This is a genomic window from Streptomyces sp. NPDC058663, assembly GCF_042716745.1.
In the GTDB taxonomy this organism is placed as follows: domain Bacteria; phylum Actinomycetota; class Actinomycetes; order Streptomycetales; family Streptomycetaceae; genus Streptomyces.
This window is the reverse complement of record NZ_JBHXRV010000032.1, coordinates 55,716-80,170: the sequence shown is the minus strand read 5'-3', so window position 1 is coordinate 80,170 and position 24,455 is coordinate 55,716. Positions and strand designations below refer to the sequence as shown.

At 69.8% G+C, this 24,455-nt stretch carries 25 protein-coding genes; 11 read left to right on the top strand and 14 right to left on the bottom strand.

The window, feature by feature from the left end:
* Nucleotides 1-92 precede the first annotated feature (92 nt).
* Nucleotides 93-536: a nuclear transport factor 2 family protein gene (locus tag ACFWVV_RS23295; RefSeq protein ID WP_384348533.1), complete on the bottom strand. Its 444-nt coding sequence runs from the start codon at nucleotides 534-536 to the stop codon at nucleotides 93-95.
* A 328-nt stretch (nucleotides 537-864) separates the two neighbouring features.
* On the opposite strand from ACFWVV_RS23295, the gene ACFWVV_RS23290 reads away from it, so the two are divergent.
* The 3 genes from ACFWVV_RS23290 (at nucleotide 865) to ACFWVV_RS23280 (ending at nucleotide 3,195) form a co-directional block, all read left to right on the top strand.
* Entirely contained in the window at nucleotides 865-1,572 is a 708-nt protein-coding gene (locus tag ACFWVV_RS23290; RefSeq protein ID WP_384348535.1) for a class I SAM-dependent methyltransferase, read from the top strand.
* Nucleotides 1,573-2,051: 479 nt separating this feature from the next.
* Nucleotides 2,052-2,768: an esterase/lipase family protein gene (locus ACFWVV_RS23285; protein ID WP_384348538.1), complete on the top strand. Its 717-nt coding sequence runs from the start codon at nucleotides 2,052-2,054 to the stop codon at nucleotides 2,766-2,768.
* A gap of 226 nt (nucleotides 2,769-2,994) precedes the next feature.
* Nucleotides 2,995-3,195, top strand: coding sequence for a hypothetical protein (locus ACFWVV_RS23280; RefSeq protein ID WP_384348540.1), 201 nt, complete (start codon nucleotides 2,995-2,997; stop codon nucleotides 3,193-3,195).
* Nucleotides 3,196-3,221: 26 nt separating this feature from the next.
* On the opposite strand, the gene ACFWVV_RS23275 is transcribed toward ACFWVV_RS23280, so the two are convergent.
* Nucleotides 3,222-3,941, bottom strand: coding sequence for a class I SAM-dependent methyltransferase (locus ACFWVV_RS23275; RefSeq protein ID WP_384348543.1), 720 nt, complete (start codon nucleotides 3,939-3,941; stop codon nucleotides 3,222-3,224).
* A gap of 483 nt (nucleotides 3,942-4,424) precedes the next feature.
* Here ACFWVV_RS23275 and rho point away from each other — a divergent pair, with 483 nt between their 5' ends.
* Both rho and ACFWVV_RS23265 read left to right on the top strand, forming a co-directional pair.
* Nucleotides 4,425-5,573, top strand: coding sequence for a transcription termination factor Rho (gene rho, locus ACFWVV_RS23270; RefSeq protein ID WP_384348546.1), 1,149 nt, complete (start codon nucleotides 4,425-4,427; stop codon nucleotides 5,571-5,573).
* A 392-nt stretch (nucleotides 5,574-5,965) separates the two neighbouring features.
* Nucleotides 5,966-6,682, top strand: coding sequence for a S1 family peptidase (locus ACFWVV_RS23265; protein ID WP_384348549.1), 717 nt, complete (start codon nucleotides 5,966-5,968; stop codon nucleotides 6,680-6,682).
* A 162-nt stretch (nucleotides 6,683-6,844) separates the two neighbouring features.
* Here ACFWVV_RS23265 and leuE read toward each other — a convergent pair whose 3' ends face one another.
* Nucleotides 6,845-7,507, bottom strand: a complete 663-nt coding sequence (gene leuE, locus ACFWVV_RS23260; protein WP_384348553.1) for a leucine efflux protein LeuE — start codon at nucleotides 7,505-7,507, stop codon at nucleotides 6,845-6,847.
* Nucleotides 7,508-7,825: 318 nt separating this feature from the next.
* The gene (locus ACFWVV_RS23255) at nucleotides 7,826-8,299 is read right to left on the bottom strand and encodes a hypothetical protein (RefSeq protein ID WP_384348556.1); all 474 of its coding nucleotides are present in this window, start codon (nucleotides 8,297-8,299) and stop codon (nucleotides 7,826-7,828) included.
* A gap of 762 nt (nucleotides 8,300-9,061) precedes the next feature.
* On the opposite strand from ACFWVV_RS23255, the gene ACFWVV_RS23250 reads away from it, so the two are divergent.
* A complete protein-coding gene (locus ACFWVV_RS23250; protein ID WP_384348723.1) occupies nucleotides 9,062-10,930 on the top strand; it encodes an ABC transporter ATP-binding protein in 1,869 nt (622 codons plus the stop codon).
* A gap of 71 nt (nucleotides 10,931-11,001) precedes the next feature.
* On the opposite strand, the gene ACFWVV_RS23245 is transcribed toward ACFWVV_RS23250, so the two are convergent.
* The 3 genes from ACFWVV_RS23245 to ACFWVV_RS23235 form a co-directional block, all read right to left on the bottom strand.
* Nucleotides 11,002-12,300: an MFS transporter gene (locus ACFWVV_RS23245; protein WP_384348558.1), complete on the bottom strand. Its 1,299-nt coding sequence runs from the start codon at nucleotides 12,298-12,300 to the stop codon at nucleotides 11,002-11,004.
* Nucleotides 12,297-12,785 (bottom strand): MarR family winged helix-turn-helix transcriptional regulator, encoded by a 489-nt coding sequence (locus tag ACFWVV_RS23240; RefSeq protein WP_384348561.1) that lies wholly within the window; start codon nucleotides 12,783-12,785, stop codon nucleotides 12,297-12,299. Before ACFWVV_RS23240 ends, ACFWVV_RS23245 begins: the two co-directional genes overlap by 4 nt.
* Nucleotides 12,786-12,854: 69 nt before the next feature.
* Nucleotides 12,855-13,364 (bottom strand): GNAT family N-acetyltransferase, encoded by a 510-nt coding sequence (locus tag ACFWVV_RS23235; RefSeq protein WP_384348726.1) that lies wholly within the window; start codon nucleotides 13,362-13,364, stop codon nucleotides 12,855-12,857.
* Nucleotides 13,365-13,580: 216 nt separating this feature from the next.
* Here ACFWVV_RS23235 and ACFWVV_RS23230 point away from each other — a divergent pair, with 216 nt between their 5' ends.
* Together ACFWVV_RS23230 and ACFWVV_RS23225 are read left to right on the top strand one after the other, a co-directional pair.
* Nucleotides 13,581-14,810 (top strand): hypothetical protein, encoded by a 1,230-nt coding sequence (locus tag ACFWVV_RS23230; protein ID WP_384348564.1) that lies wholly within the window; start codon nucleotides 13,581-13,583, stop codon nucleotides 14,808-14,810.
* A complete protein-coding gene (locus ACFWVV_RS23225; protein ID WP_384348566.1) occupies nucleotides 14,791-15,564 on the top strand; it encodes a hypothetical protein in 774 nt (257 codons plus the stop codon). Before ACFWVV_RS23230 ends, ACFWVV_RS23225 begins: the two co-directional genes overlap by 20 nt.
* A gap of 105 nt (nucleotides 15,565-15,669) precedes the next feature.
* Here the strand turns inward: ACFWVV_RS23225 and ACFWVV_RS23220 are convergent, their stop codons facing one another.
* Nucleotides 15,670-16,449 (bottom strand): alpha/beta fold hydrolase, encoded by a 780-nt coding sequence (locus ACFWVV_RS23220; RefSeq protein ID WP_384348569.1) that lies wholly within the window; start codon nucleotides 16,447-16,449, stop codon nucleotides 15,670-15,672.
* 300 nt (nucleotides 16,450-16,749) lie between these two features.
* On the opposite strand from ACFWVV_RS23220, the gene ACFWVV_RS23215 reads away from it, so the two are divergent.
* Complete coding sequence (locus ACFWVV_RS23215; RefSeq protein ID WP_384348572.1) at nucleotides 16,750-17,436, top strand: lysophospholipid acyltransferase family protein; 687 nt, start codon at nucleotides 16,750-16,752, stop codon at nucleotides 17,434-17,436.
* A gap of 11 nt (nucleotides 17,437-17,447) precedes the next feature.
* On the opposite strand, the gene ACFWVV_RS23210 is transcribed toward ACFWVV_RS23215, so the two are convergent.
* The 5 genes from ACFWVV_RS23210 to ACFWVV_RS23190 form a co-directional block, all read right to left on the bottom strand.
* Nucleotides 17,448-17,945 (bottom strand): HIT family protein, encoded by a 498-nt coding sequence (locus ACFWVV_RS23210; protein WP_384348575.1) that lies wholly within the window; start codon nucleotides 17,943-17,945, stop codon nucleotides 17,448-17,450.
* Between the two features lie 63 nt (nucleotides 17,946-18,008).
* A complete protein-coding gene (locus ACFWVV_RS23205) occupies nucleotides 18,009-18,842 on the bottom strand; it encodes an NAD(P)H-binding protein (RefSeq protein WP_384348577.1) in 834 nt (277 codons plus the stop codon).
* 368 nt (nucleotides 18,843-19,210) lie between these two features.
* Entirely contained in the window at nucleotides 19,211-19,897 is a 687-nt protein-coding gene (locus tag ACFWVV_RS23200; protein ID WP_384348579.1) for a maleylpyruvate isomerase N-terminal domain-containing protein, read from the bottom strand.
* A gap of 156 nt (nucleotides 19,898-20,053) precedes the next feature.
* Nucleotides 20,054-20,494, bottom strand: coding sequence for a hypothetical protein (locus ACFWVV_RS23195; protein WP_384348582.1), 441 nt, complete (start codon nucleotides 20,492-20,494; stop codon nucleotides 20,054-20,056).
* Nucleotides 20,495-21,777: 1,283 nt separating this feature from the next.
* Nucleotides 21,778-22,248 (bottom strand): Lrp/AsnC family transcriptional regulator, encoded by a 471-nt coding sequence (locus ACFWVV_RS23190; RefSeq protein WP_384348585.1) that lies wholly within the window; start codon nucleotides 22,246-22,248, stop codon nucleotides 21,778-21,780.
* Between the two features lie 151 nt (nucleotides 22,249-22,399).
* Here ACFWVV_RS23190 and ACFWVV_RS23185 point away from each other — a divergent pair, with 151 nt between their 5' ends.
* Nucleotides 22,400-22,828, top strand: a complete 429-nt coding sequence (locus ACFWVV_RS23185; RefSeq protein ID WP_384348588.1) for a nucleoside deaminase — start codon at nucleotides 22,400-22,402, stop codon at nucleotides 22,826-22,828.
* A 126-nt stretch (nucleotides 22,829-22,954) separates the two neighbouring features.
* Here ACFWVV_RS23185 and ACFWVV_RS23180 read toward each other — a convergent pair whose 3' ends face one another.
* Entirely contained in the window at nucleotides 22,955-23,326 is a 372-nt protein-coding gene (locus ACFWVV_RS23180; RefSeq protein WP_384348591.1) for a hypothetical protein, read from the bottom strand.
* A 220-nt stretch (nucleotides 23,327-23,546) separates the two neighbouring features.
* On the opposite strand from ACFWVV_RS23180, the gene ACFWVV_RS23175 reads away from it, so the two are divergent.
* Entirely contained in the window at nucleotides 23,547-24,029 is a 483-nt protein-coding gene (locus tag ACFWVV_RS23175) for a VOC family protein (protein ID WP_384348594.1), read from the top strand.
* Nucleotides 24,030-24,455 lie beyond the last annotated feature (426 nt).

The window sequence follows — 24,455 nt, the reverse complement described above, 5'->3', positions numbered from 1 at the left end:
CTCGCCCAGCACGGCGAACCGGCCCCGGCAGTGGAAGCCGCGGCCGGGGGAAAGCCGGCGCTCCGTCGACTTCGCGCTGCTACGCCTCCGCCTCACCGCTCCCTCGTCTCGAATGCCTGGGCGACGGCCAGGCTGTCCTCGTACACATGGTGCCGGGTGACGAGGCCGTCCTCGACGGTCAGATGCAGGGCGAATCGCGCGCGGTACGCACGTCCTGTGGGACGAGCTGTCTGGCGGATCTCGCCCAGCACCACGGCGTCGTTTCCGTCGATGAGAAGGCGCTCGACCACAGTCGCCACCTCTTCGGGCACGTGGTACGCGGCAAGCTCCCGATAGTGGGCCGCCGCGTCGGCCCGGGTGGACCGGTGACGGATCCACGGCGTGGCAGCACGGCCGTGCTCGGCTGCCGGCCAGTCGACCTTCCAATCGCCCTGTTCGGCGTACAGCTCCGCGATGTGCTCGGGGTTGCCCTTGCCGATTCTGCGCAGGAGCTCCTCAACGACGGCACGTGTATTCGTAGACATGGCTGGCGACATGACCGGCCTCTCCATCCGGGCCCGCGTCCTGTGACGCGGGGAGATCACCGATCCTGCCTGCGCAGGCCTGCCGGGGCGATTACCTCTGAGGTAAGTCACGCCAACACGGCCACACCCCCTTCTGCAAGCAGCACAGGCCCCCGGGGACCGGACAGCTGTCCGCGAGGACGGCAGCCGGGTGCGCGGACAACACGCCCCCTTCCGCATTTCTTCTTCATCCGTGAAATTGGGCCGCAGTCGTAGGCACCGTCGGACGGCGCCGTCGGACGGCGCCGTCGCATGGCGCCGGTCCGATCCAAGGAAACATCCCCATCGCAGCGAGGACTCCATGAGTAACTCCCAGCCCGAAGAACCCGTTTCGCTTCACGACATCGACTTCGATGCCATCTATCAAGGCCGGCCATCGAGCGAAGGCGTGAGCTTCGACCGCCTCCCCTGGGACATCGGGAAAGCCCAGCCGGCGGTGCGGGAAATGGAGGCCGACGGCCGCCTCCGCGGTGAAATCCTGGACATCGGCTGTGGCTTCGGCGACAACGCGATCTTCCTGGCCGTGCAAGGACACCACGTCACGGCTCTGGACGGCTCCCCCATCGCCATCGAGAACGCTCGGGCCAGGGCAACGGCGCAAGGCGTGCGTGTCACCTTCGGCGTCGCCGATGCCACCGACCTCACCGGCTACGAGGGTCGATTCGACACCGTTCTCGACAGTGCTCTGTATCACTGTCTCGACGACGAGCAGCGGCTCGCTTACACCGCCGCACTCCACCGCGCCACCACACCCCGCGCTCTCCTCACCATCATGTGTGTCCGAGACGATCTGCCCGCCCCCGCCCGGCCGACCGTGGGCGTCTCCGAAACCAACCTGCGCGACACCCTCGGGGCCACGGGCTGGACCGTCACCGGCCTGCGCCCCGGCCAGTACTTCGGGACACCGGCGGCCGGCCTCATGGCTACCGCCCTCGGCCTCGACCCCGTCGTCGACTCCGACGGTCACGTGGCCCTGCCCGTGTGGATCGTGGAGGCGGAACGCGCCTGACACCCCCAAGCCCCCACCTGCCGTTGCCGGCGCGTTCCTGGACCACCTCACCAGCTTCACGAAGCGGCTCGCCCCGCCGCCAACACCCGCGCGGCCCTGCTGGCGGACCTGGAGACCGCCCGGTCCACCGCCGAACTCGCCGCCCGGATCGGATGAACCCCGGCCACCGTCTCCTACCACCTCGGCGCACTGCACCGCGCGCGCCTCGTCACCAAGGTCAGGGACGGGCGCTACGTGTTGTACCAGCGGACCGCACATGCGGCAGGGCTGCTGGAGGAAGCCCGCAGATAGGGCGTGCCCGCCGATCCAATTCTCTGGTTCATTGTCCTTCGCAGTCCCCGCGTGGACCCTCACCCACGTGCCGGGAGCGCCGGGATCGCCCGGCAGGCCGACGAAGCTGCGTACGGGTCTGTTCATCCATCCCTACGGGCCTCACCATGCTTCTCACTACTCGTGCGTAACTGGTGGTAGGAGGAAGCGTGTTGAAGCGTTGGTCCAAACTTCTTGGTGGGATCGCCCTCTCGTTGTCCGCCGTCGTGGCGTCCCAGCTGCCCGCTTCAACCGTGTATGCGCAGACCACGCCCTCCGGGAGTGCGTCCGCCCGCCTTCCGGTCGTCTTCGTCCACGGCTACAACGCCGGCCCCGGCGTGTGGGGCGGTCTGCGCGACGACTTCAAGGCCGAGGGTTACACCGATGCCGAACTCTTCTCCTTCGGCTACGACACCCATCAGTCCGTCAACGAGGTTCTGTCCGGCGAACTCGCCGCATACGTCGAGAAGGTCAAGCAACAGACCGGCGCGAACCAGGTCGATCTCGTCGCCCATTCGTTCGGCAGCCTGGTCACCCGCTGGTACGTGAAGTTCGCCGCAGGCGGCCAGGCATCCGTCGCCCACTGGGTCTCCCTCGCCGGCCCCAACCACGGGACCAGCACCGCGTGGGCCTGCGCCCTGTGGGACCAGGCCTGTCGCGACATGACTCCCGGCTCGTACGTCCAGAAGGGCCTCGCCGCACACGACGAGACGCCGGGCACCGTCCTGTACGGCACCTGGTGGTCCCGCTGTGACGAGGTGATCAACCCGGACAGCAGCGTCCCTCTCACGGGCGCGGTGAACAACGGTGCCGGCTGCCTCGACCACAATGAACTTCTCGGCGACGACACGGTCTCCGCCGGAGTCCGGGCCTTCCTCCGATCCTGAGAAGTGCGCGGGCGGACGCGTGGGCGGAGGGCAATCGCGGGGGTCCCTACCGGAACTCCCCCTCCGCCCTACGGGCAGGAGCGGTCCCTCCTGCGGGCAAAAGCGGCCGATCGGCGCACAGGTGAGCGAACGACTGCGCCCGGGTCACCCGCACACGGGTGGCGTACTCGAAGGCCGAGAGGGGCAGCCGGGTGACAGGCTCTCCACGGAGTTGCAGCGTCAGGGGATGAAACGTTTCTCCACCGGGATTCAGAACCAGATCCTCGCCATCGTCGAAGCTGTCGCCTCCGACGACGTCGAGCATCTGAACGCACTGATCGAGGTCTTCCTCCAGGACGCCGACCTGGACGCGCTCTTCGCGTTACGCACCGCCCTCCAGGATTCGCTCCGGCCGACGGCGCCGCGGCCCCCGCGGCCGGAGCGCTGATGCCGCTGCGCGGACCGGCCCGCGCCTCAGCGGCGGGTCCCCACCAGCATCCGGCAGCGTGGCGTGCCGTCCGGACGCCGGCCCAGTTCGTCCAGGGCGTATAGCTCGACGTCGAAGCCCGCGGTGGACAGTTCGGCAGTGACGTCGCCGAGCCGGAAGCCGCGGTAGTACATGACGAACGGGGGCCGCCAGAGCGCGTTGCGCACCCGCATCACCGCATCGAAGCCGAGCATGGCGAGGTGACCGTACGAGCCGGGCCGGGGCGGTGCCGGCAGGGGGAACGCGAATCGGCCGCCGGGGCGGAGCACCGCACCGACCTGCGCGAAGAGCGTGGGCCGCTGGGCGGGCAGGAAGTGTCCGAAGGCGCCGAAGCTCACCACGAGGTCGAAGACCGGGCCGAAAGGCAGGGCGAGTGCGTCACCGCGTACCCAGTGTGCGGGCAGCGTCGGCTGCTCGCGGCGGCGGGCGACTCCCAGCATCCCGGCGCTGATGTCCACCCCCGCCACCCGTTCGCGGCACACCTGCTGGAGCACCGCCGCGCCCGCGCCGGTGCCGCAGCACAGGTCAAGTCCCGTACCGAAGGGCCCGAGACGGCGTAGCAGGCGTGCCGCGGGCGCAAGGACCGCGTCGGGGGTTCGGAAGGGGGTGTGGTCGAACTTCGGGGCGAGCAGGTCGTAACCGTGCTCGACGGAGGACATCGCCTGGACGGCGAGTTCTCTGAAGGTGGGGCCCTCGGGTGTGAACATCGCGCCCAGCATAGGCGGCGGCGCACACCGGACCGGGCATCCCGGAACCTGTGCTACATTGCTGGCAGCACTTGTGTACGCCCCTTCCGTGGCGCCGGTGCCGATCTCCTCTCCCCTCCGGATCTCTTACCGGAGACGTATCACCCTCACGATCACTTCCTGATCGTCTGCGATCACACAGCTCCCGCTGTCCAGCCTGCCCGGCCCGTCCGACGCATCCGGTACACCGGCACGTCCGACGTATCGGCGCATCCGGAGCTCCCGGCACGTCCGATCTCAGTGCTGTCCCGGGCCTCTCTCAGGGCTTTCGGGCCTTCGCGGTCCGGACTCGCTTCCGGAACAGCTTCCGGATCCTGGCTCTTCCGCCCCTCGCCCGCAGCGGTTCACCTCTCTGTAGCCCCCTGCCCCGCGAGGCCGGCGCGCCCGTCACCCCTCCCCCCGTACCTCTTCTCACCCAGACGTCCCCGAAAGGACCGGTCCACCATGACCACCACCACACTCGAAGACCCCCGCAACACCTCCCCCGCCGACCCGACGGTCCAGGCCATGGGCATTCTCGATCTCGCCGGGGCGGGCCATGGATTCCTCCGTGGTCCGGCCTTGGTACCCACGTCGCACGACGTGCAGGTGCCCGCCTCGCTCATTCACCGACTCGGCCTGCGCAAGGGCGACTTGGTCAACGGGGTCTGCGGCAAACCGCAGCTGCTGACCCAGGCCGACCTCGTCAACGGGCTTGCGGCGCACGCCACGCGACGCCGGCCCCATTTCCGTGACCTCACACCGCTGCACCCGCGAGAGCGGCTGCACCTGGAGCAGCTCGGCGGTGGCCTCGGTCCGCGCGTGGTGGATCTCGTTGCCCCCGTCGGCAAGGGGCAGCGCGGGCTGATCGTGGCTCCGCCGAAAACCGGCAAGACCGTACTGCTGCAGCAGCTCGCCGCCTCGATCGCCGCCAACCACCCCGAGGTCCACCTCATGGTGGTGCTGCTCGACGAACGGCCCGAGGAGGTCACCGACATGCGCCGCAGTGTGCGGGGCGAGGTGTACGCGTCGACGTTCGACCGGCCCGCCAAGACACACATCGCGCTCGCCGAACTGGCCGTCGAGCGTGCCAAGCGCCTGGTTGAGGAGGGGCGCGACGTGGTGATCCTGCTCGACTCGCTGACCCGGCTGTGCCGCGCGCACAACAACGCGGCCTCCTCCGGCGGCCGGACGCTCAGCGGTGGCGTCGACGCGTCCGCGTTGCAGGGGCCGAAACGGCTGTTCGGCGCGGCCAGGCTCACCGAGGAGGCGGGTTCCCTGACGATCCTGGCCACCGCTCTCGTCGAGATGGGTTCACGCGCCGACGACTACTACTTCGAGGAGCTGAAGAGCACCGGCAACATGGAACTGCGCCTGGACCGCACGCTCGCGGACAGGCGCGTCTTCCCCGCGGTCGACATCACCCCTTCGGGCACCCGCCGCGAGGAACTCCTCCTGCCTCCCGCTGAGTTGGCCGTCGTACGAGGACTGCGCCGGGCTCTCCAGTCACGCGAAGGGCAGGCCGGCCTGGAAGCCGTCCTGACCAAACTGCGGAACACCCCCGACAACGCCGCGTTCCTGCGCCAGGTCCACTCGACCGTTCCCGGCTCCTGAGGCCGGCCCGCGTGAACAGCCGGCGGAGCTGCTCCGGGCCGTCCCCCAGAGCAGAGGGGCAGTGGGGCAGTGGGCGTACGACGCGGGTCACCCTTCCTCAGCGTCGAGGACGAGATGACCACGACACGGGCACGGGCAGCGGGTTTCCACCGGCTCAGTCCGGGCTGTGACGTGACGGACAGCGACTCGATTCCTGAAGCGCGGTTCATCGGCTCAACGACGAAGACAGACCGGCGGCGTGTCCGGCCCGCCCCGGCAGCGCCGTTGTCGCGTGGGGGCACATCGCCGTGTTATGGCCAGCCGTTAGTACCCGGCCGCACCAATTTTCGACACCCTGGGGCCGTCCACCCCCCACGAACACGCGCCCCAGCGTGTTGCTGAAATGAGGACCCATGCGCATAGCCAGATTGGTTCCCGCCGCCTTCGCCGCCGCCGCCTCCGTCATCGCCCTTCTCTCGCCCTCGGCCGCCGCGGCCACCCCGCCGCCCACGCCCCCCGCCACCCAGCCGATCATCGGCGGCGGCTACGCACAGAACGCCCCCTGGGCCGCACGCCTCTTCTCCAACGGACGAGAGACCTGCTCAGCGACCATCGTCGCGCCGACCTGGATCCTCACCGCGAGGCACTGCGTGAGCGGGGGCGGCCTGTCGTTCCGCATCGGCAGCCTCGACCAGCACAGCGGGGGCACGGTGGCGAACGGCGTCCAGACGTACACCCACAGCTCCGACTTGGCGCTGGTCCGCCTCGACCGGTCCGTCCAGGGCTCCTACTCGCCGCTCGGGCAGCCCGGTACGGTGCGCGTCGGACAGAGCGTGCAGGTCTACGGCTGGGGAGCCACCTCGCAGTGCGGCTCCGAGGCGACCTGCCAGTCCCGCTACCTGAAGGTCGCCAACGTGACCGTCACGGGCGGCTGCAGTGACGCGTACGGCGGCTCGGCCATCTGCGCGCGCCGGGGCAACGGCATCACCGCGGGCGGCGACTCGGGCGGCCCCATGATGGCGGGCGGAGTCCAGGTGGGCGTCGCCTCCACCAGCGACCGCCAGACCACCACCGCGTACACGAACGTCACCGCGTACCGCTCCTGGATCCGGTCCGTCGCCGGAGTCTGAGCCGCGCCACCGCTGCCGCCTCACGGGACCGCGGCAGCGGACAAGTTCCCGGACGGATCCACCCCGGCCTCGCAGCCGCGGCCGACCGTCCACGTCACCCGGTCCGGCCTGCGGCAGTGGATGCCGCAGGCCGGTTTCCGTTGGGCGCGGGCTGCTGGATCTTCACGCACTGGCAAGCGTCAGCTTCGCCGCGAATCCGAGGAAGAGCACCCCGGCCGCCGATGTCGCCCCCGCCGACAGCCGCTTGCGGCGGTGGAACACGGCGGCGAGCCGGGTGCCGCTGAAGATCAGAGCCGTGAGGTACAGGAAGCTCGCCAGCTGTGCGAAGGCGCCGAGGAGGACGAAGGAGAGGGCGGGGTAGGCGTAGGCCGGGTCGACGAACTGTACGAAGAAGGAGATGAAGAACAGGATCGCCTTGGGATTGAGCAGGCTGATCACCAGGGCACGGCGGTACGGACGTTCCGCGGTGGCGGCCGGAGCGGAATCCGCCCCGTCGGACCGGGCGGACCGCACCTCACGCCGCGTACGCCACATCGACCAGGCCGCCCGCATCATGCCGATCGCCAGCCAGGTCAGATAACCCGCGCCTGCGTACTTCACGATCCCGAACAGCAGCGGGTTGGCCTGGAGAAGCGAGGCGACACCCGCCGCCGACAACACCATCAGCACGGCATCGCCACACCAGACACCGGCTGCCGCCTTGTATCCGGAGCGGACACCCCGACGGGCGGCGACGGACAGTACGTACAGGGAATTGGGTCCCGGCAGCAGCACGATGAGAACGAGACCTACCAGGTAGGTCGGGAGATCGGTTACACCCAGCATGGGCGGAGTCTCACACACGTGAGCGAAGGCCCGCACCGGTATTCCGGATTCCGGACGGCGTCGGCTCAACGGCTCTGACTGCGGCACCTCGGCGGCGCATGCGGGTTCTCGCTCAACCGGCACCCGGTGGAGGGGGTTCTCGCTCCACCGGCACCCGGTGACCTCGCGGTGGCTACCTGCCGCGGACAGACCGTCGGCGTACGCCGAGGCGGCACACCGGGCCCCTGGCGCCGCCGCGTACCGAGAAGGCTTGGGGCAGGCCAGGCCGACAGGCTGGAGGCGCGCTGGTGACCCGGGCGGTGAGCCGGAGGAAAGCCCCTAGCCGTACGGGTTTCGGGCCCGGAAGCGGACGGTGTCGCTGCGGCGGTCGAACCACAGGAAGGTAAAGGAGCCGCTTTCGTCGCGGTCGAGTGCGTGCGACCGGGTCCACTGCGGATCTTCCGGCCCCGCGTCCTGGAGCGGCTCTTCGAACCAAGAGGTGAAGCCGTCGGCCGGCCCCTCGGAGACGAACGGGTGGGCCGCGGTGAGCTCGGCGAGCTTCCCCGGTGCCAGCCGGGCGAAGCCCGAGATCACCAGCTCCGGCGACGGGAGGGTCCGTTCGTCGTCCCGGCTGCTCACCCACTTGGCGTCGGTGAGCGGCCCCAGCACGGGAAAGGCCCGTTCCAGGGGTGCGGTGTCGGTGTGCCAGTCCCCCTCGTCCTGGTCGTCCCCGTCATCGCTGCGGCTGAGGACCCACCAGCCAGGGAGGACAGCCAGTCCCAGTCCGATCCCGATCACCTTTCGGCGTTCCAACTCGGCCTCCTCGCCGCAGACTTCGGAGCACCCTATCCGCACCCGGCAGCCCATCGGGGCCTTCCGGCGATCACGGCGTGATCCTCGCTCCGGTGCGCACCGAGCCCCTCCCCGGCCCGTGTCCGAGAGGCCGAAGTCCGTGTCCGCGGCGGGGCGCCCCGGGTAGGTGGTCGAACAGATGTGCGGCAGGAGGCCGCCCCTGTCCGGGATCCCGGACTACGCGTCCGCGCGCGCTCCGACCATCGGCGATTCGGCCAACAGCGTTATGGAGCAGGGCTCTTGTCCCCCAAGGGCCGGTGTACCCCGCACGATCCCGCAGCCGCGGGGAACCGGGGTTCGACACTCGGCCGAATGACGCGTGTTCGAAATCCGGGCGGGCTCGTTGAACCCGGTGCTGCCGACCACGGCCACCTGGAAGGAGCGAGGCCGCCCCACACCCGGCAAGGCCGTGAATCCGGAACCAGTGCACCTTCGCCCCCCATGGAGGAACACGATGCGCCCCTCGCCGACTCCCGTACGCAAGCCCTCCGGAAGCGCACCACCAGAACCTCGGCCTGCCGCCGTGACAGTCGGCCGTACTGACGCCGTCCGCTGTTCCGCACTTCCGGGTACGGAGGGGACGGCGTGAGCGAATCGACCGATGAAGCCGCCGGGACCGTCCCGAAGCCACGCGCCGTCCATAAGTCACGCGCCGTCCCGACCGTCGAATCTCCTGCGACGGCCTCGGCCCCGGATGGGGAACAGGCCTCCCCCGCCCCGCAGATGCGGTACGTCGATGTGACCGGCAGCCGCGAAGCGGCCGGACGGTCGATCCGCATGTACGACATGGCGCGGCGACTGCCCCATCTGGTGCGCAGGTCCCTGGCCCTGGCCTGGCAGGTCGACCGGCGGGCGACCGTGGGGCTCCTGCTGTGCCAGGTCGCCACCGGGGTGATGCAGGCACTGGGGCTCGTTGCCGTCAGCGGGACCGTGTCCGCGGTGCTGACCAGCGGAGACATCTTCCAGCGGCTCCTGGAGGCGTGGCCGTCCGTGGCCCTGCTCATCGGCGCCGCCGGGGCCATCGCGGTGCTGGGGATCACGGTCAGCTGGCTGTCGTCCCGACTGGGTCCCATGATGTCGCGTGAGGCGGAGCAGGTGCTGCTCACCGGCTGCGTCGAAGTGGAGCTTTCCGCGTACGACGAACCCGACTTCAACCGGGACCGGGAGGCCGCGGACCGTGGCGCACAGGTCACGGGAGATCTCATCAACGAAGGTCAGGACCTGATCGCCTCTGCGACCTCCTTCCTCGCCGGGGCGGTCGTCCTCGCCGGCGTGAGCTGGGTGCTGCTTCCGCTCCTGGTCGTGGCCAGCCTGCCGCAGGCTCTTGCCCAGGTCAGTGCCGCTCGGGTGCGCTATCTGGCGAACCTGCGCAGCAACGGCGACTACCGGATGCTGGCCGTGCTCCGGTGGCACATCTACACCAAGGACGCTGCCGACCAGATCCGCGCCGGCACCATGACCCGCTTCCTGTCCGGCCGGTACCGGGAGACGGTGGCCCGCATCAACCGCGAGGACCGGGCCGCAGCCAACAGCGGGGCCCGCATGTCCCTGGTGGGCGCGGTGGTCGGCGGTCTGGGCTCGGCCACGGTGTGGGCCGCGCTCGTGTGGCTGCTTGCCACCGGCCGCATCAGCGTCGGGCACGCGGGTACGGCCGTCTTCGCCCTGCAGATGGTGGGGCAGTCGGTACGCGGGCTGGTGGCCGTCGGCGCGCGAGCGGTGCGCACCGGGCTCTACATGGACGACTGGAACAACTTCCTGGACAAGGCAGGCCGGTTCCGGATGCGCCGCGGCGAGCACTGTCCGGCGCCGCCCCACGAGATCAGGATCGAGTCGCTGTCGCACCGCTACGCGGGAAAGAACCAGGATGCGCTGTCGGAGGTCACTCTCACCCTGCGCCGGGGCGAGGTGACCGCGCTGGTCGGCTTCAACGGTTCGGGCAAGTCGACCCTGTCGAAGCTGGTCAGCGGTCTGTATCTGCCTACGGAGGGGCAGGTGCTGTGGGACGGCGTACCCACGGGCGATGCCGACCCGCACGCGCTGTGGAAGCAGGTGGCACTGGTTCCACAGGACTATGCGCACTGGCCGCTGACGGTGCGCGAGAACGTCACCCAGGGACAGCCCTCGGCACGAGGCGACGCGGCGGTGCGTGCGGCATGCGAGGCCGCCGACGCCGACGAGGTCGTGGCGAGGCTCGGCGCCGGGCTGGACACGCTCCTTGCCCGCGAGTGGCTGAACGGGGAGGAGCTGAGCGGGGGCCAGTGGCAGCGCATCGCGCTCGCCAGGGCGTTCTTCCGCGAGGCGGGACTTCTGGTACTGGACGAGCCGACCGCGAACCTGGATCCGCGCGCGGAGTACCGGATCTTCCAGCGGTTGCGGGACCTCGCCCGGGACCGGGTGGTGCTCCTGGTGACGCACCGCATCACCAACGTGGCCGTCGCCGACCGGATCGTGGTCCTCGACGAGGGCCGCGTCGTACAAGAGGGCACCTACGGGGAACTCGCCGCGCGTGAAGGCGGCCTGTTCCAGAAACTGCTCTCCTACCAGATCACCTCCGAGCGCGAGAACGGGCCGGACTCCCGGCAGGAGAACTGACCCCGCCGAGGGGTCGTCGGAGCCCTGCGCCACTGACGACCCCTCACCGGACATCCGTGCTCGAAGCGGGATCAGCACCGCTCACCGAAGGCCGGTGCCGCTTCGGCGGCTTCAGGAGCAGTCGGCTTCGCGGCAGGAGGTGGTGTCCGGTAGGCGCGCAGCGGCGCGTTGGCCGCGGCGACCGCGGCGATGGCGAGGACCGCGGACAGTCCGCCGAGGACGAGCGAGAAGGAGACGGAGGTGGCCGAGGCCAACAGACCGCCGCGGAAGTTGCCGAGTTCGGGGCCCGCGACACCGATGACGTGTTCCACCGAGGAGACCCGCCCCCGGTACGCGTCCGGGGTCTCCAGCTGAATCAGGGCACCGCGGCTGATGACAGACACCGTGTCGGCAGCACCCGCAACGGCCAGGCAGGCGAGTGCCGGCCACAGCGGCTCCGCCAAGCCGAAACAGGCGAGTGCCAGGCCCCAGACGGCAGCCGCGGAGAGCTGCACCAGGCCGCCACGGCGCCAACGGGTGACCGTGCCGGAGAGCAGGCCTGCTGTGAAGCCGCCGACCGCGACGGCCGAGAGGAACAGGCCGAGGGTCTGCGGGTTCCCGCCGAAGCGGATCTCGTTGACGAGGGGAAAGAGCGCGAGGGGCATGGCGAGTAGCGTTGCGGACAGGTCGGTGGCCATCGAGCCCCACAGCGTCGGCCGGCGCAGGATCCGCCAACCGCCACGTTCGCGTCGGCGTTTCCCGCCTGCCGCACCGGCACATTCCGGGCGTACGGCAGGCAGGCGGATCAACGAGAGCGCCGAAACTGCCAGGGCCACGGCCTGAGCGGCGTACGCGGCAGGGAAATCCCAGCCGGCGATGATCAGCCCGGCAAACGCGGGGCCGGCCAGCATCGCTGCCTGAAAGGAGACGTTCAGCAGCGCGAGACCGCCGGCTACCTGGTCGCTGGGCAACAGCCGGACGGGGAAGGTGCGCCGTGCAGGAGCACCGAAAGCGCTGCAGCTCGTCCCCACGGCAACGAGGGCGAACAGCAGGAGCACGTGGCGGTTGTCCGCCTGGGCCTGGGCGCACAGCCCTGCGGCGGCCAGCAGTTGGCCCGCAGTCGTGGCCCGTACCACCGCGCGGCGGTCAAAGGTGTCCGCCAACGTGCCGCCGAGCAGCCCGAACAGCACCATCGGAAGTCCCGTTGCCAGCCCGATGGCACCGGTGCCCAGGGGGCTGCCGGTCAGCTCCCAGACCTGGGCCAGCACCGCCACGGTGGCTATCTGTCCACCGAGTTGGGAGGCGGAGGTGCCGATCCAGAGGTCGCGAAACGGCGGGCTGCTCCGCAGCGGGCGGGTGTCGAGGAAGCGGATGCGAATCCGCGTGCTCATCGCGGCGGCTCGGCAAGGTGGTGCAGGATCCGTTGCCGCATCGACCGGAGTTCCAGTGCCCGCCGCACCTCCTCGACGACGGCGGTCATCGCGTACGGAATTTCGCTGTCCAGTTCGGCGACCGTCTCGTGGGTGGCCCGCCACTCCGCTTCCAGGAACGGCACCAACGATCGGCCGCGCTCGGTCAGGTCGATGCGCCGGGTGCGGGCGTCGGGCCCCGGCTCGGAGGTGACCAGGTCCTCCTTGCGCATGGCGGCGACGGTCTGGCTGACGGCGGAGTGCGAGCGGCCCAGGGACTTCGCCAACTCGCGAATGGTCAGTGGTCCGGTGTGGGCGAGCCGGATCAGCGGATAGGCGAACCGAGGCCGCACGCCCTCGATTCCCCGCTCGACGTATACCTGCTCGATTTCGGCGTCCATGGCGGCCAGCAGCGCGTGCAGGGAGTGCCAGGGGTCAGGAAGCGCGGTGGGGTCCGAAGATGTCACAGCGCTAATATAACAGCGCTTGTATAAGCGTGACCCGCGACCGAATGGGGTTCCGGCGCCGGACCTGGATCAGGTCACATCGGTGCGAGGGTCGAGGGCCCAGTGGTGGGTACGGAGGACTCGACCTGCGAAGGGCACGTCCTGCTCACCCAGGAACTCGAAACCGAGGGAGCGGCAGATACCGTTCGACGGCGCGTTCCCTGTGGCCGGGAAGGCGTGTATGGGCCCCCACCGGCCGTCCTCGCGAGCCAGTTGGAGCAGCAGGCGGACACCCTGCTTGGCGAGCCCCCGTCCCTGGAACTCCGGGAGGACCATCCAGCCGATCTCGGACAGGGGCCCGGCATCGGTGTGGTGCGGCCACAAGGTCACGGTTCCCGCGACAGCTCCCGGCTCGGTTTCGTCGGGCACGATCATTTTTGTCCAGTCCGTGCCCGCCGCCGCGCGCTGGACATCGCGTCGGACCTTCGACTCCATACCCTCGCGGGGCAACGGGCCGCCAAGCCCGGCCATCATGGCCGGGTCGCAGCGCATCCGGACATAGGCGTCGACGTCACCGTACTCAACATCACGTAGCAGCATCCAGCCATCCTCGCGCACCTGCTCGGCAGTGAACCGGTTGAGGGTCGCGGTCTGCTGCGCCGGAACCCCGTTGTTCGCTGTCCGGCCCCGTGAGAGCATCAAGGCGGTCCGTCTCCTCTCCTCTCTGCTTCGCGGCGCACAGGTATGAGTGCGGGCCGTCGCCATGTCCATGGTGTGGAGCAATCCGTCAAGATCTGCGAATGACAGGTGTCGTTGATGTACACACCAGAGCTGCCGGAAGCCTGCATCGAGGACGCGGACAACATTCTGGTCGCGCCTTCGACGTTGCACGACAGCGCATTGCTCAGGGACTTCTTCGGCTCCACGATGACGCCGGAAGACCTTGCTTCTGGTTCAGCAGACCTCACGCGGAAGACCGTTTACCTGTGCGGTGACATGTCCGGGATGGACAGCAGCCAACTGCGCACGGCTGCCAGGGCCTTCGTGGTCCGGGAGCTCTCGCACGGATACCGGGAGAACGCCGGCGAACCGTGGACCGTCGTCGGTTCGGGCCGCGTGCCCCTCCGCGTGCACGGTGCCGGCGTCTACTACCGGCGCTTCTTCGAACCCGGTGAGGATCACTTCGGACGGATCAACGCGGAACACACGTTCCAGTCCCTGACGGAGTCCAACAAGCCGGGAACGGCCCATCGCAGCGGGATCTACCTGACGCCTGTCACACGCCGCGGGGACGAACTGCATTTCCGCCTGCTCCGGTGCTCCACGAATCTCTCGGGGCCGACCGAGAACTTCCGCCCGGCCGATACGGAGATCGTCGAGGCGCTGAATCACGAGGCCGCCACCGTCTTCCGTCACCAGGCGCCGCTCAACCACGTCCTGGCGCAGGTTTACCACAACACCCTTGCCACGCCGGAGCGCAAGCAGTCCAAGGCCAGGATCTCGGCCCATGCCGACAAGACCAAGGACATGCCCGTCAACGGAATCATGGCCTTCTGCACCTTCTACGACGGACTCGGCAAGCTGCGGCCCCAGGCCGCAGACGCCTTCGACTACGGCGTGAAGGGAGCCAGTGGGCTGACCAGACTCCACTTCCGGCTCAAGGAGCCGGTCGAGGGCCGCGAAGGGGTCGCGCTCCCACCGCAGTTCACCCTGACTCTCCACCCCGGCTCCGTGTTCTTCATGTCACTGGCCACCAACCGCCTGTATACGCACGAGATCCGGCCCTCGTCGCTGGACGCCGAGTTGCTCCCGACCCGTCTGGGATACGTGGTGCGCTGTTCGAGCGCCGAAGCCGTGCACAGGAACGGACACACGTTTCTCAAAACGGCCGGGGATCCGGTGAAGCTGGAGCCACCCACTCCGGCCGGCCTGGACGAGCTGCGCAGGCTGTACGCCGCGGAGAACAGGACCTCTTCCTTCATCGACTACGGCGACGGCTTCCTGTTCAGCATGAACACGGGAGACTATGAGGCCCCCCGTGTCTAGGATCTCGGACGAAGTCCTCTCGTTCTGTCTGCCCGCCGAGGAAAATCTCTTTGCGGAGCTGTCCGCCGCGACTCGATGGGAGGACGTAGGAAAGGGACGGCAGGGGAACGTGCTCACCAGGGTCGACGAGGCGGGTGGTGTGCCTCTCGTACGTACTTCCACTCGCTACAGCGGACCCGCACAGCGCTTCGGGGCGGTGCACGAGCGGCTGGCACAGCGAATCCAAGAACGCATGACACGTTCGGCCTGCTTCAACAACGCGCTCATCGAGCGCTACACGAACGCCTACAGAACCATGGGCAGCCATTCCGACCAGGCCCTCGATCTGGCCCATGACTCGTACATCGCCGTCTTCTCCTGCTACCGGTACCCCGAAGCGAGCCCGCCGAGGAAGCTGATCTTCGAATCGAAAGGGTCCGAGGGCGAGAAGTTCGAGATCCCTCTCGCGCACCACGGGGTCGTGTCGTTCTCCGTCGACTCGAATCGGCGGCTCAAGCACAGGATTGTCTTGGACGCACCGGCCCAGCCGGCGGACAACGAATGGCTGGGCGTCACCTTTCGCACGTCGAAGACCGTTCTTCGTTTTCGGGACGGACACGCACACCTCCCGCTGGGTGCACGCCTCAGGCCTGCCGACGAGGAGCAGCGGCACGAGTTCTACCGGCTGCGGCGCCGCGAGAACCAGGAAACGGAGTTCGACTACCCCCCGTTGACGTACACCGTCAGCGAGAGCGATCTGATGCTGCCGGTCTGACCCCGTCGGCGGCACAGGAGAGCGCCGTCCGGGACCGGTCCTCGTGGACCCCGGACCGTGCCCAGGTCGCCGTGTGCGCCGTACCCGGTACGGCGTGTGGTCCGGCTATTCATGCGCTCCGCCGGCGAGAGCCGTGGCGCAGGCGCGGGCGAATGCCTCCGGGTTGTCCAGCATGATGTTGTGTCCGCAGTCCGGGACCGGGACGACGGACACCCCCGCTTCGGTGAGCGCGCCGGCGCCCGGGAGCGGGCCGTCAGCCGCGGGCAGCAGACAGGTGCGCGGAATCTTCAGGTCCAGGAGGAGCTCGCGCATGGTGGGGACGGTTCCGCGGGACAGGTGGACCGCGCTGCGGTGCAGGGCCTCGCGGCCGGCCAGGCGCATCGTGGACCACCAGTGGGAGCCGACCCGGTCGCGCACCTCTTCCCAGCCGCCCGCCAGGAATTCCTGTTCGGAATAGCGGGCGATTCCGCTGCTGCCGCCTGAGCCGGCCGTGTGGGCGGTCGGGTCGAGGTTGGCGTCGACCAGCACCAAACGCGACACCAGGTGCGGATGCCGGGCCGCCAGGACGATGGCCACCGAACCTCCCATGCTGTGCGCGATCAGTTCCGCGTCGGCGACTCCCGCAGCGGTCAGGGCCAGGGCGAGAGCGTCCGCGTGGGACTCCAGCGTGTAGTCGAAGCCTGTCGGGCGGTCGCTGATGCCGTGGCCGAGCAGGTCGATCAGCAGCGAACGGTGGCCCGCCAGCAGGGGGTGGACCGCGCTTTCCGTGAAGTAGGCGGGCGAGGTGGCGCCCAGACCATGGACGTAGACGCGTACCGGCTCCCGCCCCGGCAGCTCGACCCAGCGGATCTGGTCGCCCCCGGATGTCACGGTGGCCTTGCGCACGGTCTGCTCCCCTTGCAGTCAACATCGTGGAGAGACGAGAGTAACCACCGGGGCCGGCTGCGCCCCCACCGCCCTGTGACGCCTCTTCAGCTGCGCCGACCGAGTGCCCACGCCTCGCCGCCCGCACCACCGACCTCACACCGGGCCGACGACGCATCGGTCACCCAGCGGAACGTCCCGTCGTCGGACCTGAGCATCAGTGGCCAGGTACCGGACAAGATGAGTGCGGCTACTCAGGACCCCGGCGTTCCCGTGTCCGATGATGCAGATCAACATCATCCGAGTCAGGGGACCCGACACATGCTCAGCCGCCTCGCCGACGTCCTGGTGCCTGCCGTGGGCCGCCTCACGGTCACCGCCGATCCAGGTGCCGAACTGGCCCCCGGCAGCATCATCACCGCCAACCACACCTCGCTCGCCGACCCTGCCGTCGTACTTGCCGCCCTGCACCGCCTCGGGGCCCGTCCGGTCGTCATGGCGACCGCCGGACTGTGGCGCGTACCGGTCCTCGGTCGCATCCTCGCCCGTGAGGGGCACATTCCCGTCCACCGCGGCGACCGGCGCGCGGCCGACGCCCTGGACGGAGCCGCCGAGGCGCTGGAGCGCGGGCGCTTGGTCCTGATCTACGCCGAGGGGGGTCTGCCGCGCCGGACGGACGTCGCGGAGGCAGCCCCGGGGCCCTTCCGTTCCGGCCTGTCCCGGCTCGTTCGGCGCACCGGTGCTCCGGTGGTGCCCGTGGGGCAGGCCGGTGCCCGCCGGGTCACGTCGGGGCGTACCGCCAAGCAGATCGGGGGCCTGCTCACGGCACCGTTGCGCCGCCCGGACCTGCATGTCCACATCGGGTCGCCGATCGAACCGGCATCGGGCGGTGCCGTCGGGACAGGACACGCCCACGCGGCGGTGACGGCCGCCTGGCGCACGGCCGCCGACCGGCTCGCCGGCTCACCGCACAGGCACGAGGGCACAGGGACGCCGCTGACCCGGTGATCAGGTGGCCGTCAGAGCCCGCCACGCACTCCACGCACGTCCGGCAACCGGTCCAACTCCGCACCGATCGCCCGCCGCAGCTCGTCGTGCCGCGGTCCGAGTGCATACGTGTCGTCGCTCCAGCTCTCGCGCGGATACAGCCAGACAGGCATGCCCACCAGGTCCGCCGGCTCCCACTCGTAACGCGGCCACACATGTGCGTGCAGGAAGCCGTCGGTGTTCCCGAGGATCTCCAGGTTCACCCGGCGGAAGGCCGGGTCCAGCCGCCCGCACGCCCGCTCGACGGCTTCCCCCAGCCTGTCCATGTCGGACAGGAACGCCAGCCGCTTCCCCCTCGGCAGGTCCGAGAGTCGCTCCACGGCTGGGTCGTCCGCCAGCAGCACCGAGTACCCGGGCAGGAACTGGACGTCCCCGATCACCGCGAATCCCGCTTCAAGGCGCCTGAGCATGGAGGGATTCTCTCCCCGCAGTGCACTTCCGATCCGTTCCGACCGCCAGTCATCGCTCATCCCGGCGACGCTACACACCGCGGGCGGCCCCGCACCGACCGCATCCCCCGGGCACCGTGCGCCTCACCGGAAGGCGGCGGCGTTCTCCGACACCCACTGCCGGAACGGGCGGGCCTGAGCTCCGGTGACCCGGGGGACCGTGTCGCGCACGGCCAGCAGCTCGTCGTTGACGTCGCCGCCCGTGACATCGAGCACCGCGTCGGCGGCCTCTTCACCGAAGATCGCGGCCATCTGCGCGCGGGCCTGCTGACGGCTGATCTCGGCGAAGGGTATCTCCCGCCCGAGTACTTCCGCGAGGGTTTCGACCTGCTGCCGGGCGCTCACCGGCTCGGGACCGGTCAAGGCATACGTGTGCCCCTGGTGGCCGGGCTCGGTCAGCGCCACGCGGGCCACCGACGCGATGTCCGCGGGGTGGATGGTCGGCAGCGCGGTGTCCGCGTACGGTACGCGGACGGTTTCGTGCGCACGTATGGAACCGGCCCACATCAAGGTGTTCGAGGCGAATTGCGTGGGCCGCAGGATGGTCCAGGCCATTCCGCTCTCCTTGAGGAGCTGCTCCACCGCGAGGTTCTCGGCCGCGGGGCCCAGGTGCGGATGCGTCTGCACGGTGATCGACGACACCAGCACCACGTGCTCCACACCCGCCTGCCGAGCAACTTGGAGGATGTCGGCGTCCGGGCCCACACGCGACACGAGGAAGAGCGACTGCACTCCCTCCAGCGCGGGCTTCAGAGAGGCCGGATCCGCGAAATCCCCCTCCACTGCCTCGACTTGCCTGGGAAAGGAGGCTCGTGCGGCGTCACGGGTGAGCCCTCTCAGCGGCCCGGCACCGGATGCGTGCAGTTGCTTCAGCAGGGCGCTGCCGATGTTTCCGGTGGCCCCGGTCACGAGGATCATGAGCGTTTCTCCCGTCGTCAAGTGATCAACTGAGGTACACGGTAGAAGCTCAATCGCGCTTCAGGTCAAGGCAGTTCCCGCCCGCCGCGAGGAGCTCCGAGGCGCGCAAAGGTCTGGTGCGGCAGGGGGTATGGGGCGACGAGGGACGCGAGTCCGGGGCCGTGGCCGAGGCCGGCCATGCCGCCGAAGTAGGTGGAGACAGCCGTGATTGACACGCCGAGCCGGCGACCAGCGGGCGCAGGGTGACCGGTTGCCCCAATCTCGGAGCCATGGTCGCCCGCTGTGACAAGCGCGGAAACGGCTACCTCGGCACCGTCACCGCCGCCGCACTGCTGTTCCGGCTCCGATCACGACCGGAGGGACAGTGCCTAGCCGAAAAGCGGGAAGCGCGCGGCATCGGGCCCCAGGGACTGCCGTTCCGCCTCCGTCAGGGGCAGGCGCCCGGTCGCAGCCCGCGCGTAGTGCTCGTCGCTCCAGTCCAGCGGTACGGGGCGGCCCAGGAGTCCGTCGAGGGTGGAACGCACCAACGTCAGTCCGGCCGCCGACGGCTGGGGGGCGTGGGAAAGCCCGTCGGTGAGGTCGAGATGGTGGACGGTCGCTTCCACCGCAAGGGTGGACATCAGGTCGCCGATGTTCAGCACGTGCCCCTGAGTGGCGACGAGGCGTTGCGGATCGGCTCCGGCGGCCGCCGTCGCAGCGGCTGCCGCGGTCTCCAGGAAGAGTTCACGCAGCTCGAGAAAATCTGAGAACGTGCTCGCGTTCACCCGGGCCCACCGCCGGCCCTCGGCCGCGCCCGCGGAGTCGGGCCGCCAGTCCTGCCAGTACGTCACCGCGTCCCGGTCCGGTGGGCCGGATGCCGGGGTGTGCAGGGCAACCAGTGCGCGCTGGGCGTCGCCGAGGCAGTGAAAGACCAGGTCACGAACCACCCAGCCCGTGCATCCGGTGGGCAGCCAGGACTCCTGCTCGCCGACGCGGACCACGACGGCGGCGAGAGCCTCGTACGCGGCGTGCAGTACCTCCGCAGGCTGCGCGTCCTCCGGGAATCTTTCGATCATGACGCCAGCCTACGACCTGTCCCGCAACTGAACTTTTCAGCGCGGGTGTACGCCTGTGATCCGCACGGCGCGAGAGTGCGCCCGTGATCCGCTCGGCGAGAGTTCGCCTGTGCTGCGCTCGGTGCGACGGTGCGACGGAGCGCCGGTGATCCGTGGTCAGCGGCGGCCGGTGGCCAGGACGACGAGGAACTGGCCCCCGCCCGGCTCGATGTGGGCGGTCACCGGCAGCCCCGGTACCAGTCGGGAGAACCGGTCCACCAGCCAGTCCGCCGCCTCCTGGGCGTCCCGCTCGGTCGGGCAACGGCCCACCATCTCGCGGCCGCCCTTGCGCTCCAGCCTCGCGGCGACGGCGATCAGCGGGGCGGGTTCGACCACATACAGGTGCTCCGGCCAGGCGATGGTCACCTTGACCGCGCCCTTGCGGGTGTTGCACCCGCGGTGCGCGAGCCGTTCGGCGACCTTGGCCTTCCGGTCGGCGGTCCGACTGTCGACGCTGGGCCCTCGCGGGTCGTTCACCGACTCGTCGGGGTCGACCGGCTCGTCGCACACCCAGCAGCGCCAACCGTCGCGCTCTGCCACATCATCAAGGAGACTCACCCGAGCAAACTAGCCTGTCCGGCCGCCGCCTCACGCATCAGGGCCCCGGCGAGGTCTCCCCGCGCCCCCCGCCCGGCCCACTGCACCCGGCCTGGCGCACCCGGGCTGCGTGCCCGCCCGGGCTCAACCTCCGCACCCGCACCCGCCGCACCCGCCGCCGGTATCGCAGGAGGACGAGCTGCTGTCGCACGACGCGCTGCTGTCGGCTGCCCAACCTGCGTAGCCTGTCGCCGCCCCGCCCACGACCCAGTTCTCGCCCTCGCCCCGTCCCGACGCACTTGGCGCACGGCCGCCGCGCTTCCGGGCGGACCTGCCGGTCACCGTCTCGACGACGGCGATCAGGCCAATCAGAAGAGCTGTCGACACAAGCCCCACGACAAAGATCTGTGCCACGGACCTCACCGTCCTCCTGTGACTCCCCCGCCCCCAGGCGGTGGGCACGCCCCGCGCACGCGTGGACACACCGACGGTCCCAGAGCGCCCCCGGGCAAGTCCAGGGCGTGCGCACCACGGGTGTCTCCCGGGGGAGGGGAACCGGCAGCGGCGGACCGGGCATCACGACTCCGCGCCCCCCGGGCTCTCGTACGCGGAGCTGACCGACATGTGTGCGTCACCCGTACGACGAGAGCCGATGCCGCACAGGCTGGGGCTCCGGCCCGCGCGGACCGGGTCGGCGGGGCCCGTACGGTCCACGTCGTGCCATCCGCGTTCGTCCAGGCCGCCGTTCCGGCCTGGGTAGCATGCGCAGCGTCCACCACTACTGTTGCCCGCCCCGACTGCGGGCCTCGGCTGCCCGCCCGGGCTGCGGGCCCCGGACCGGCACACTTCTCCGTGCCGGACCGAGGCTTCCTGCCTTCACCGCCACCGTGGGCACGTTGAGTCCCGTGTCACGGGGGTCGTCGCAAAGGGTCCAAGACCCCGGGCAGCGGGCCGGCCTTCGCCACCGACGACGTCGCCGTCGAGCACCGCAACCTCCCCGGCAACAAGTGCAGGAGCACCAACAACACCGACACCCCCAGTCAGCTCACCCCCGACAAGCAGCGCCTGGAAGCGGCCCGTTACGCGACCCGCTTCTTCGACACCTACCTGCGCTGACGCCGAGTTCCCTTGCGGGGTGCGGGCGGGAGGCGCGGTGAGGGACCACCGGACGGCGGGTCGCGGAGAGCGCAGTCGACGCGGTGGGTCGAGAGGCGGAGCGGCCGAGGGGCGGAGGAACCGAGGGGCAGAGGGGCCGAGGGGCAGAGAGGCAGAGGGGCCGAGGGGCGCAGTCGACGCAGCTGCGACTATGCGGTGCTGTTCGTCCGTGGGGCGCGCGGGCCGCGGGACGGTAGGGGTCTGCTGAGGACGAGGCTCGTGGTGGTGCTTCCGAGTTCGGCCAACTCGTCGACGATCTCCTCCAGGTGTGCCATGGAGGTGGTCGCCACCTTCATCACGTAACAGTCGTCCCCGGTGGTGCGCAGACACTCCAGGACCTCCGGGCGCTCCGCGAGCAGCCGGCGCAGCGGCTCGTGACGGGTGCCGGGGCCGGGGTACTTGAGCCGGACGACCGCCGTCACCGGGTAGCCGGTCCGCTCCAGATCCACGGTGGCCCGGTAACCCGTGATGACCCCCGAGGCCTCCAGGCGCCGCACCCGCTCCGTCGTCGCCGAGGTGCTCAGGTTCACCCGCCGCGCCAGCTCCGTGAAGGCGATCCGGCCGTCCCGCTGGACTTCCTCCAGGATCGCCCAGTCCGTCGTATCTAGACTCTCGGTCATCCCGTCAGATTACCGGTAGATCCACCGCCCAACCGCCCCTGAACAGGCAGGAATCCCTTCTGGTGAACCGCTCCGCCTGGCTAGGCTCGGCCTGACCATCCCACGCCGCGGTGGCCGTCCGCCTCCACGCACGCACCAGAACGGAGCAGTCATGACCCCACCCGACGACCACGCCCTCCTCCGCCGCGCCATCGCGCTCGCGGCCAGGGCGCGCGACAGCGGCAACCCGCCCTTCGGATCGCTGCTGGCAGGGCCGGACGGCACCGTACTGGCCGAGGAACACAACACCACGCTCACCGACAAGGACATCACCGCACACCCCGAGCTGAAACTGGCGAGATGGGCAGCGCGGGAACTCGACGCGGACACCGCGGCGCACACCACGCTGTACACCAGCTGCGAGCCGTGCGGGATGTGCGGGTCCGTCATCCAGCAGGCGGGCCTGCGCCAGGTGGTGTTCGCCCTGTCGGGTGAGCAACTCCTGGACATCCGGCCAGGCAGCGGCCGGCCGTCGGTGCCGCAGCACGGCCCTGCGCTGCTCGACGAGGTGCGGGCCGTGGTCGAGCCCTACTACCGCTGACCGGCGGTTTCACCGGGCGCTAGCGCCGGCCGCGGTTTCACCGGGCGGCGGCGGGCGGCACCGCCTTGAGCAGCGGCCCGGGGCGCGGCCGTCCGGCCGAACGTTTCTGCGCGTCGGCGGTCACTGCTACCGCGGGGGTGAAACCCGGTGGGTGGTGCCGTGCGGCTCGGTGCCCACCTTGCCCCCGGGCCGGCCGGGAGGGGGACTTGCCTCCTGGCCGTCCGTCGCCGAGGGCTGCGTGCCGAGATGCATCCGGGGTGCCTGCCGCTCCAGAACCGCCGTGAGTGCGGCGATGGTCGCCTCCTGCTGCACGAGCAGGGCCAGGAGGGTGGATTCCGCCCGGACCGCGGCTCTGTCGGCCCGTACCCGCTCGGCCTCGGCCAGCGCGGTTGCTTCCTGGGCCTGCCGGTAGCACCTCTGCGCGTCATCGAGTACCCGCTCGACCGCCTGACAGCGGGCGACGGCGTCCTGCAGTGCTTCATCCTCATCGTGCGTCATGCCAGGCTCAACGTCTCTGAAGCGGAGGGGATGCGGGCTGTACGGCACGTGCCCCTCATCCCGCCGATGGAGGCGGGGAAACGATTCGTCCACTCGGCCGTACGGAGACCAGGTCCGGTGGGGGCGCGCCGCCGGGCCCACGGCCGGGCGGGCGGTCGTCCTCACTCAAAGGACAGTTGGTCCCCCCGGGAATGTCAGACCCGGGTGCCAGGCTCTGCTCATGGAGATGACGCTGCAACTGACGATCGACTGTGCCGACCCGCGGAGGATGGTGGCGTTCTGGAGCGAGGCTCTGGGATACGTACCCGAACCCGCGCCGGTCGGCCATGCCACATGGCGGGAGTACTGGGTGGCCATGGGGGTGCCCGAGAAGGAGTTGCCGACGGGTGCGGGCGACATCGCGGAGTCGATCGTCGACCCCGCAGGACGGGGGCCACGGGTGTGGTTCCAGCAGGTTCCGGAGCCCAAGGCCACCAAGAACCGCATACACCTCGACCTGAAGGCAGGTGGTGGGCGCGACGTCCCCTTGGCGGTGCGCACGCAGCGGGTCACCACCACGGTGCAGCGACTGGTCGAGGCGGGCGCCGTCGTGCTCCGGATCACGGACGAGCCGGACATGGGGCATTTCGCCGCCCAGCTCCAGGACCCGGAGGGCAACGATCCGTTGACTGAACTAGATCCAGTATTTTCGCAGGTCAGATAGCCTTTCTGCTAGCTTCCGTGGATGCTTGGACGTGATCCCGAGAGGGAGTTAGCAAGCTTCGTGCTGCCCGAGGCCGGACAACTGGCGGAGACGGGAGATCGATGGAGGCCGTTTGTCCTGCTGGACGCGGACGGGGTCGAGATCGAACCCGTGGCCGCCTTCTTCGCGGAGCTGCTGGCTTGTGACAAGTCAGCAGCCACGATCCGGTCGTACGGAATGGATCTGCTGCGTTGGTGGCGCTCCCTGTGGGGCTGCGGAATCGCCTGGGATCGTGCAGTCCGGTCGGACGCTCGGGACTTCTCACGCTGGATGCAGATCGCGAACAAGCCCGCACCGCTGCACTGGCGCCACCGACGAGACATCCAGACGGAGACAGCACCAAAGCCAGTACCAGAGAAGCTGCCGCCCGGAGCCCCAAATCCGATC

Coding starts and splice junctions, on each gene's coding strand:
- ACFWVV_RS23295 (WP_384348533.1), bottom strand. CDS start 536: ATGTCGCCAGCCATGTCTACGAATACACGTGCCGTCGTTGAGGAGCTC.
- ACFWVV_RS23290 (WP_384348535.1), top strand. CDS start 865: ATGAGTAACTCCCAGCCCGAAGAACCCGTTTCGCTTCACGACATCGAC.
- ACFWVV_RS23280 (WP_384348540.1), top strand. CDS start 2,995: ATGAAACGTTTCTCCACCGGGATTCAGAACCAGATCCTCGCCATCGTC.
- ACFWVV_RS23275 (WP_384348543.1), bottom strand. CDS start 3,941: ATGTTCACACCCGAGGGCCCCACCTTCAGAGAACTCGCCGTCCAGGCG.
- rho (WP_384348546.1), top strand. CDS start 4,425: ATGACCACCACCACACTCGAAGACCCCCGCAACACCTCCCCCGCCGAC.
- ACFWVV_RS23265 (WP_384348549.1), top strand. CDS start 5,966: ATGCGCATAGCCAGATTGGTTCCCGCCGCCTTCGCCGCCGCCGCCTCC.
- leuE (WP_384348553.1), bottom strand. CDS start 7,507: ATGCTGGGTGTAACCGATCTCCCGACCTACCTGGTAGGTCTCGTTCTC.
- ACFWVV_RS23250 (WP_384348723.1), top strand. CDS start 9,062: ATGCGGTACGTCGATGTGACCGGCAGCCGCGAAGCGGCCGGACGGTCG.
- ACFWVV_RS23245 (WP_384348558.1), bottom strand. CDS start 12,300: ATGAGCACGCGGATTCGCATCCGCTTCCTCGACACCCGCCCGCTGCGG.
- ACFWVV_RS23235 (WP_384348726.1), bottom strand. CDS start 13,364: ATGCTGCTACGTGATGTTGAGTACGGTGACGTCGACGCCTATGTCCGG.
- ACFWVV_RS23230 (WP_384348564.1), top strand. CDS start 13,581: ATGTACACACCAGAGCTGCCGGAAGCCTGCATCGAGGACGCGGACAAC.
- ACFWVV_RS23225 (WP_384348566.1), top strand. CDS start 14,791: ATGAGGCCCCCCGTGTCTAGGATCTCGGACGAAGTCCTCTCGTTCTGT.
- ACFWVV_RS23215 (WP_384348572.1), top strand. CDS start 16,750: ATGCTCAGCCGCCTCGCCGACGTCCTGGTGCCTGCCGTGGGCCGCCTC.
- ACFWVV_RS23210 (WP_384348575.1), bottom strand. CDS start 17,945: ATGAGCGATGACTGGCGGTCGGAACGGATCGGAAGTGCACTGCGGGGA.
- ACFWVV_RS23205 (WP_384348577.1), bottom strand. CDS start 18,842: ATGATCCTCGTGACCGGGGCCACCGGAAACATCGGCAGCGCCCTGCTG.
- ACFWVV_RS23200 (WP_384348579.1), bottom strand. CDS start 19,897: ATGATCGAAAGATTCCCGGAGGACGCGCAGCCTGCGGAGGTACTGCAC.
- ACFWVV_RS23190 (WP_384348585.1), bottom strand. CDS start 22,248: ATGACCGAGAGTCTAGATACGACGGACTGGGCGATCCTGGAGGAAGTC.
- ACFWVV_RS23185 (WP_384348588.1), top strand. CDS start 22,400: ATGACCCCACCCGACGACCACGCCCTCCTCCGCCGCGCCATCGCGCTC.
- ACFWVV_RS23180 (WP_384348591.1), bottom strand. CDS start 23,326: ATGACGCACGATGAGGATGAAGCACTGCAGGACGCCGTCGCCCGCTGT.
- ACFWVV_RS23175 (WP_384348594.1), top strand. CDS start 23,547: ATGGAGATGACGCTGCAACTGACGATCGACTGTGCCGACCCGCGGAGG.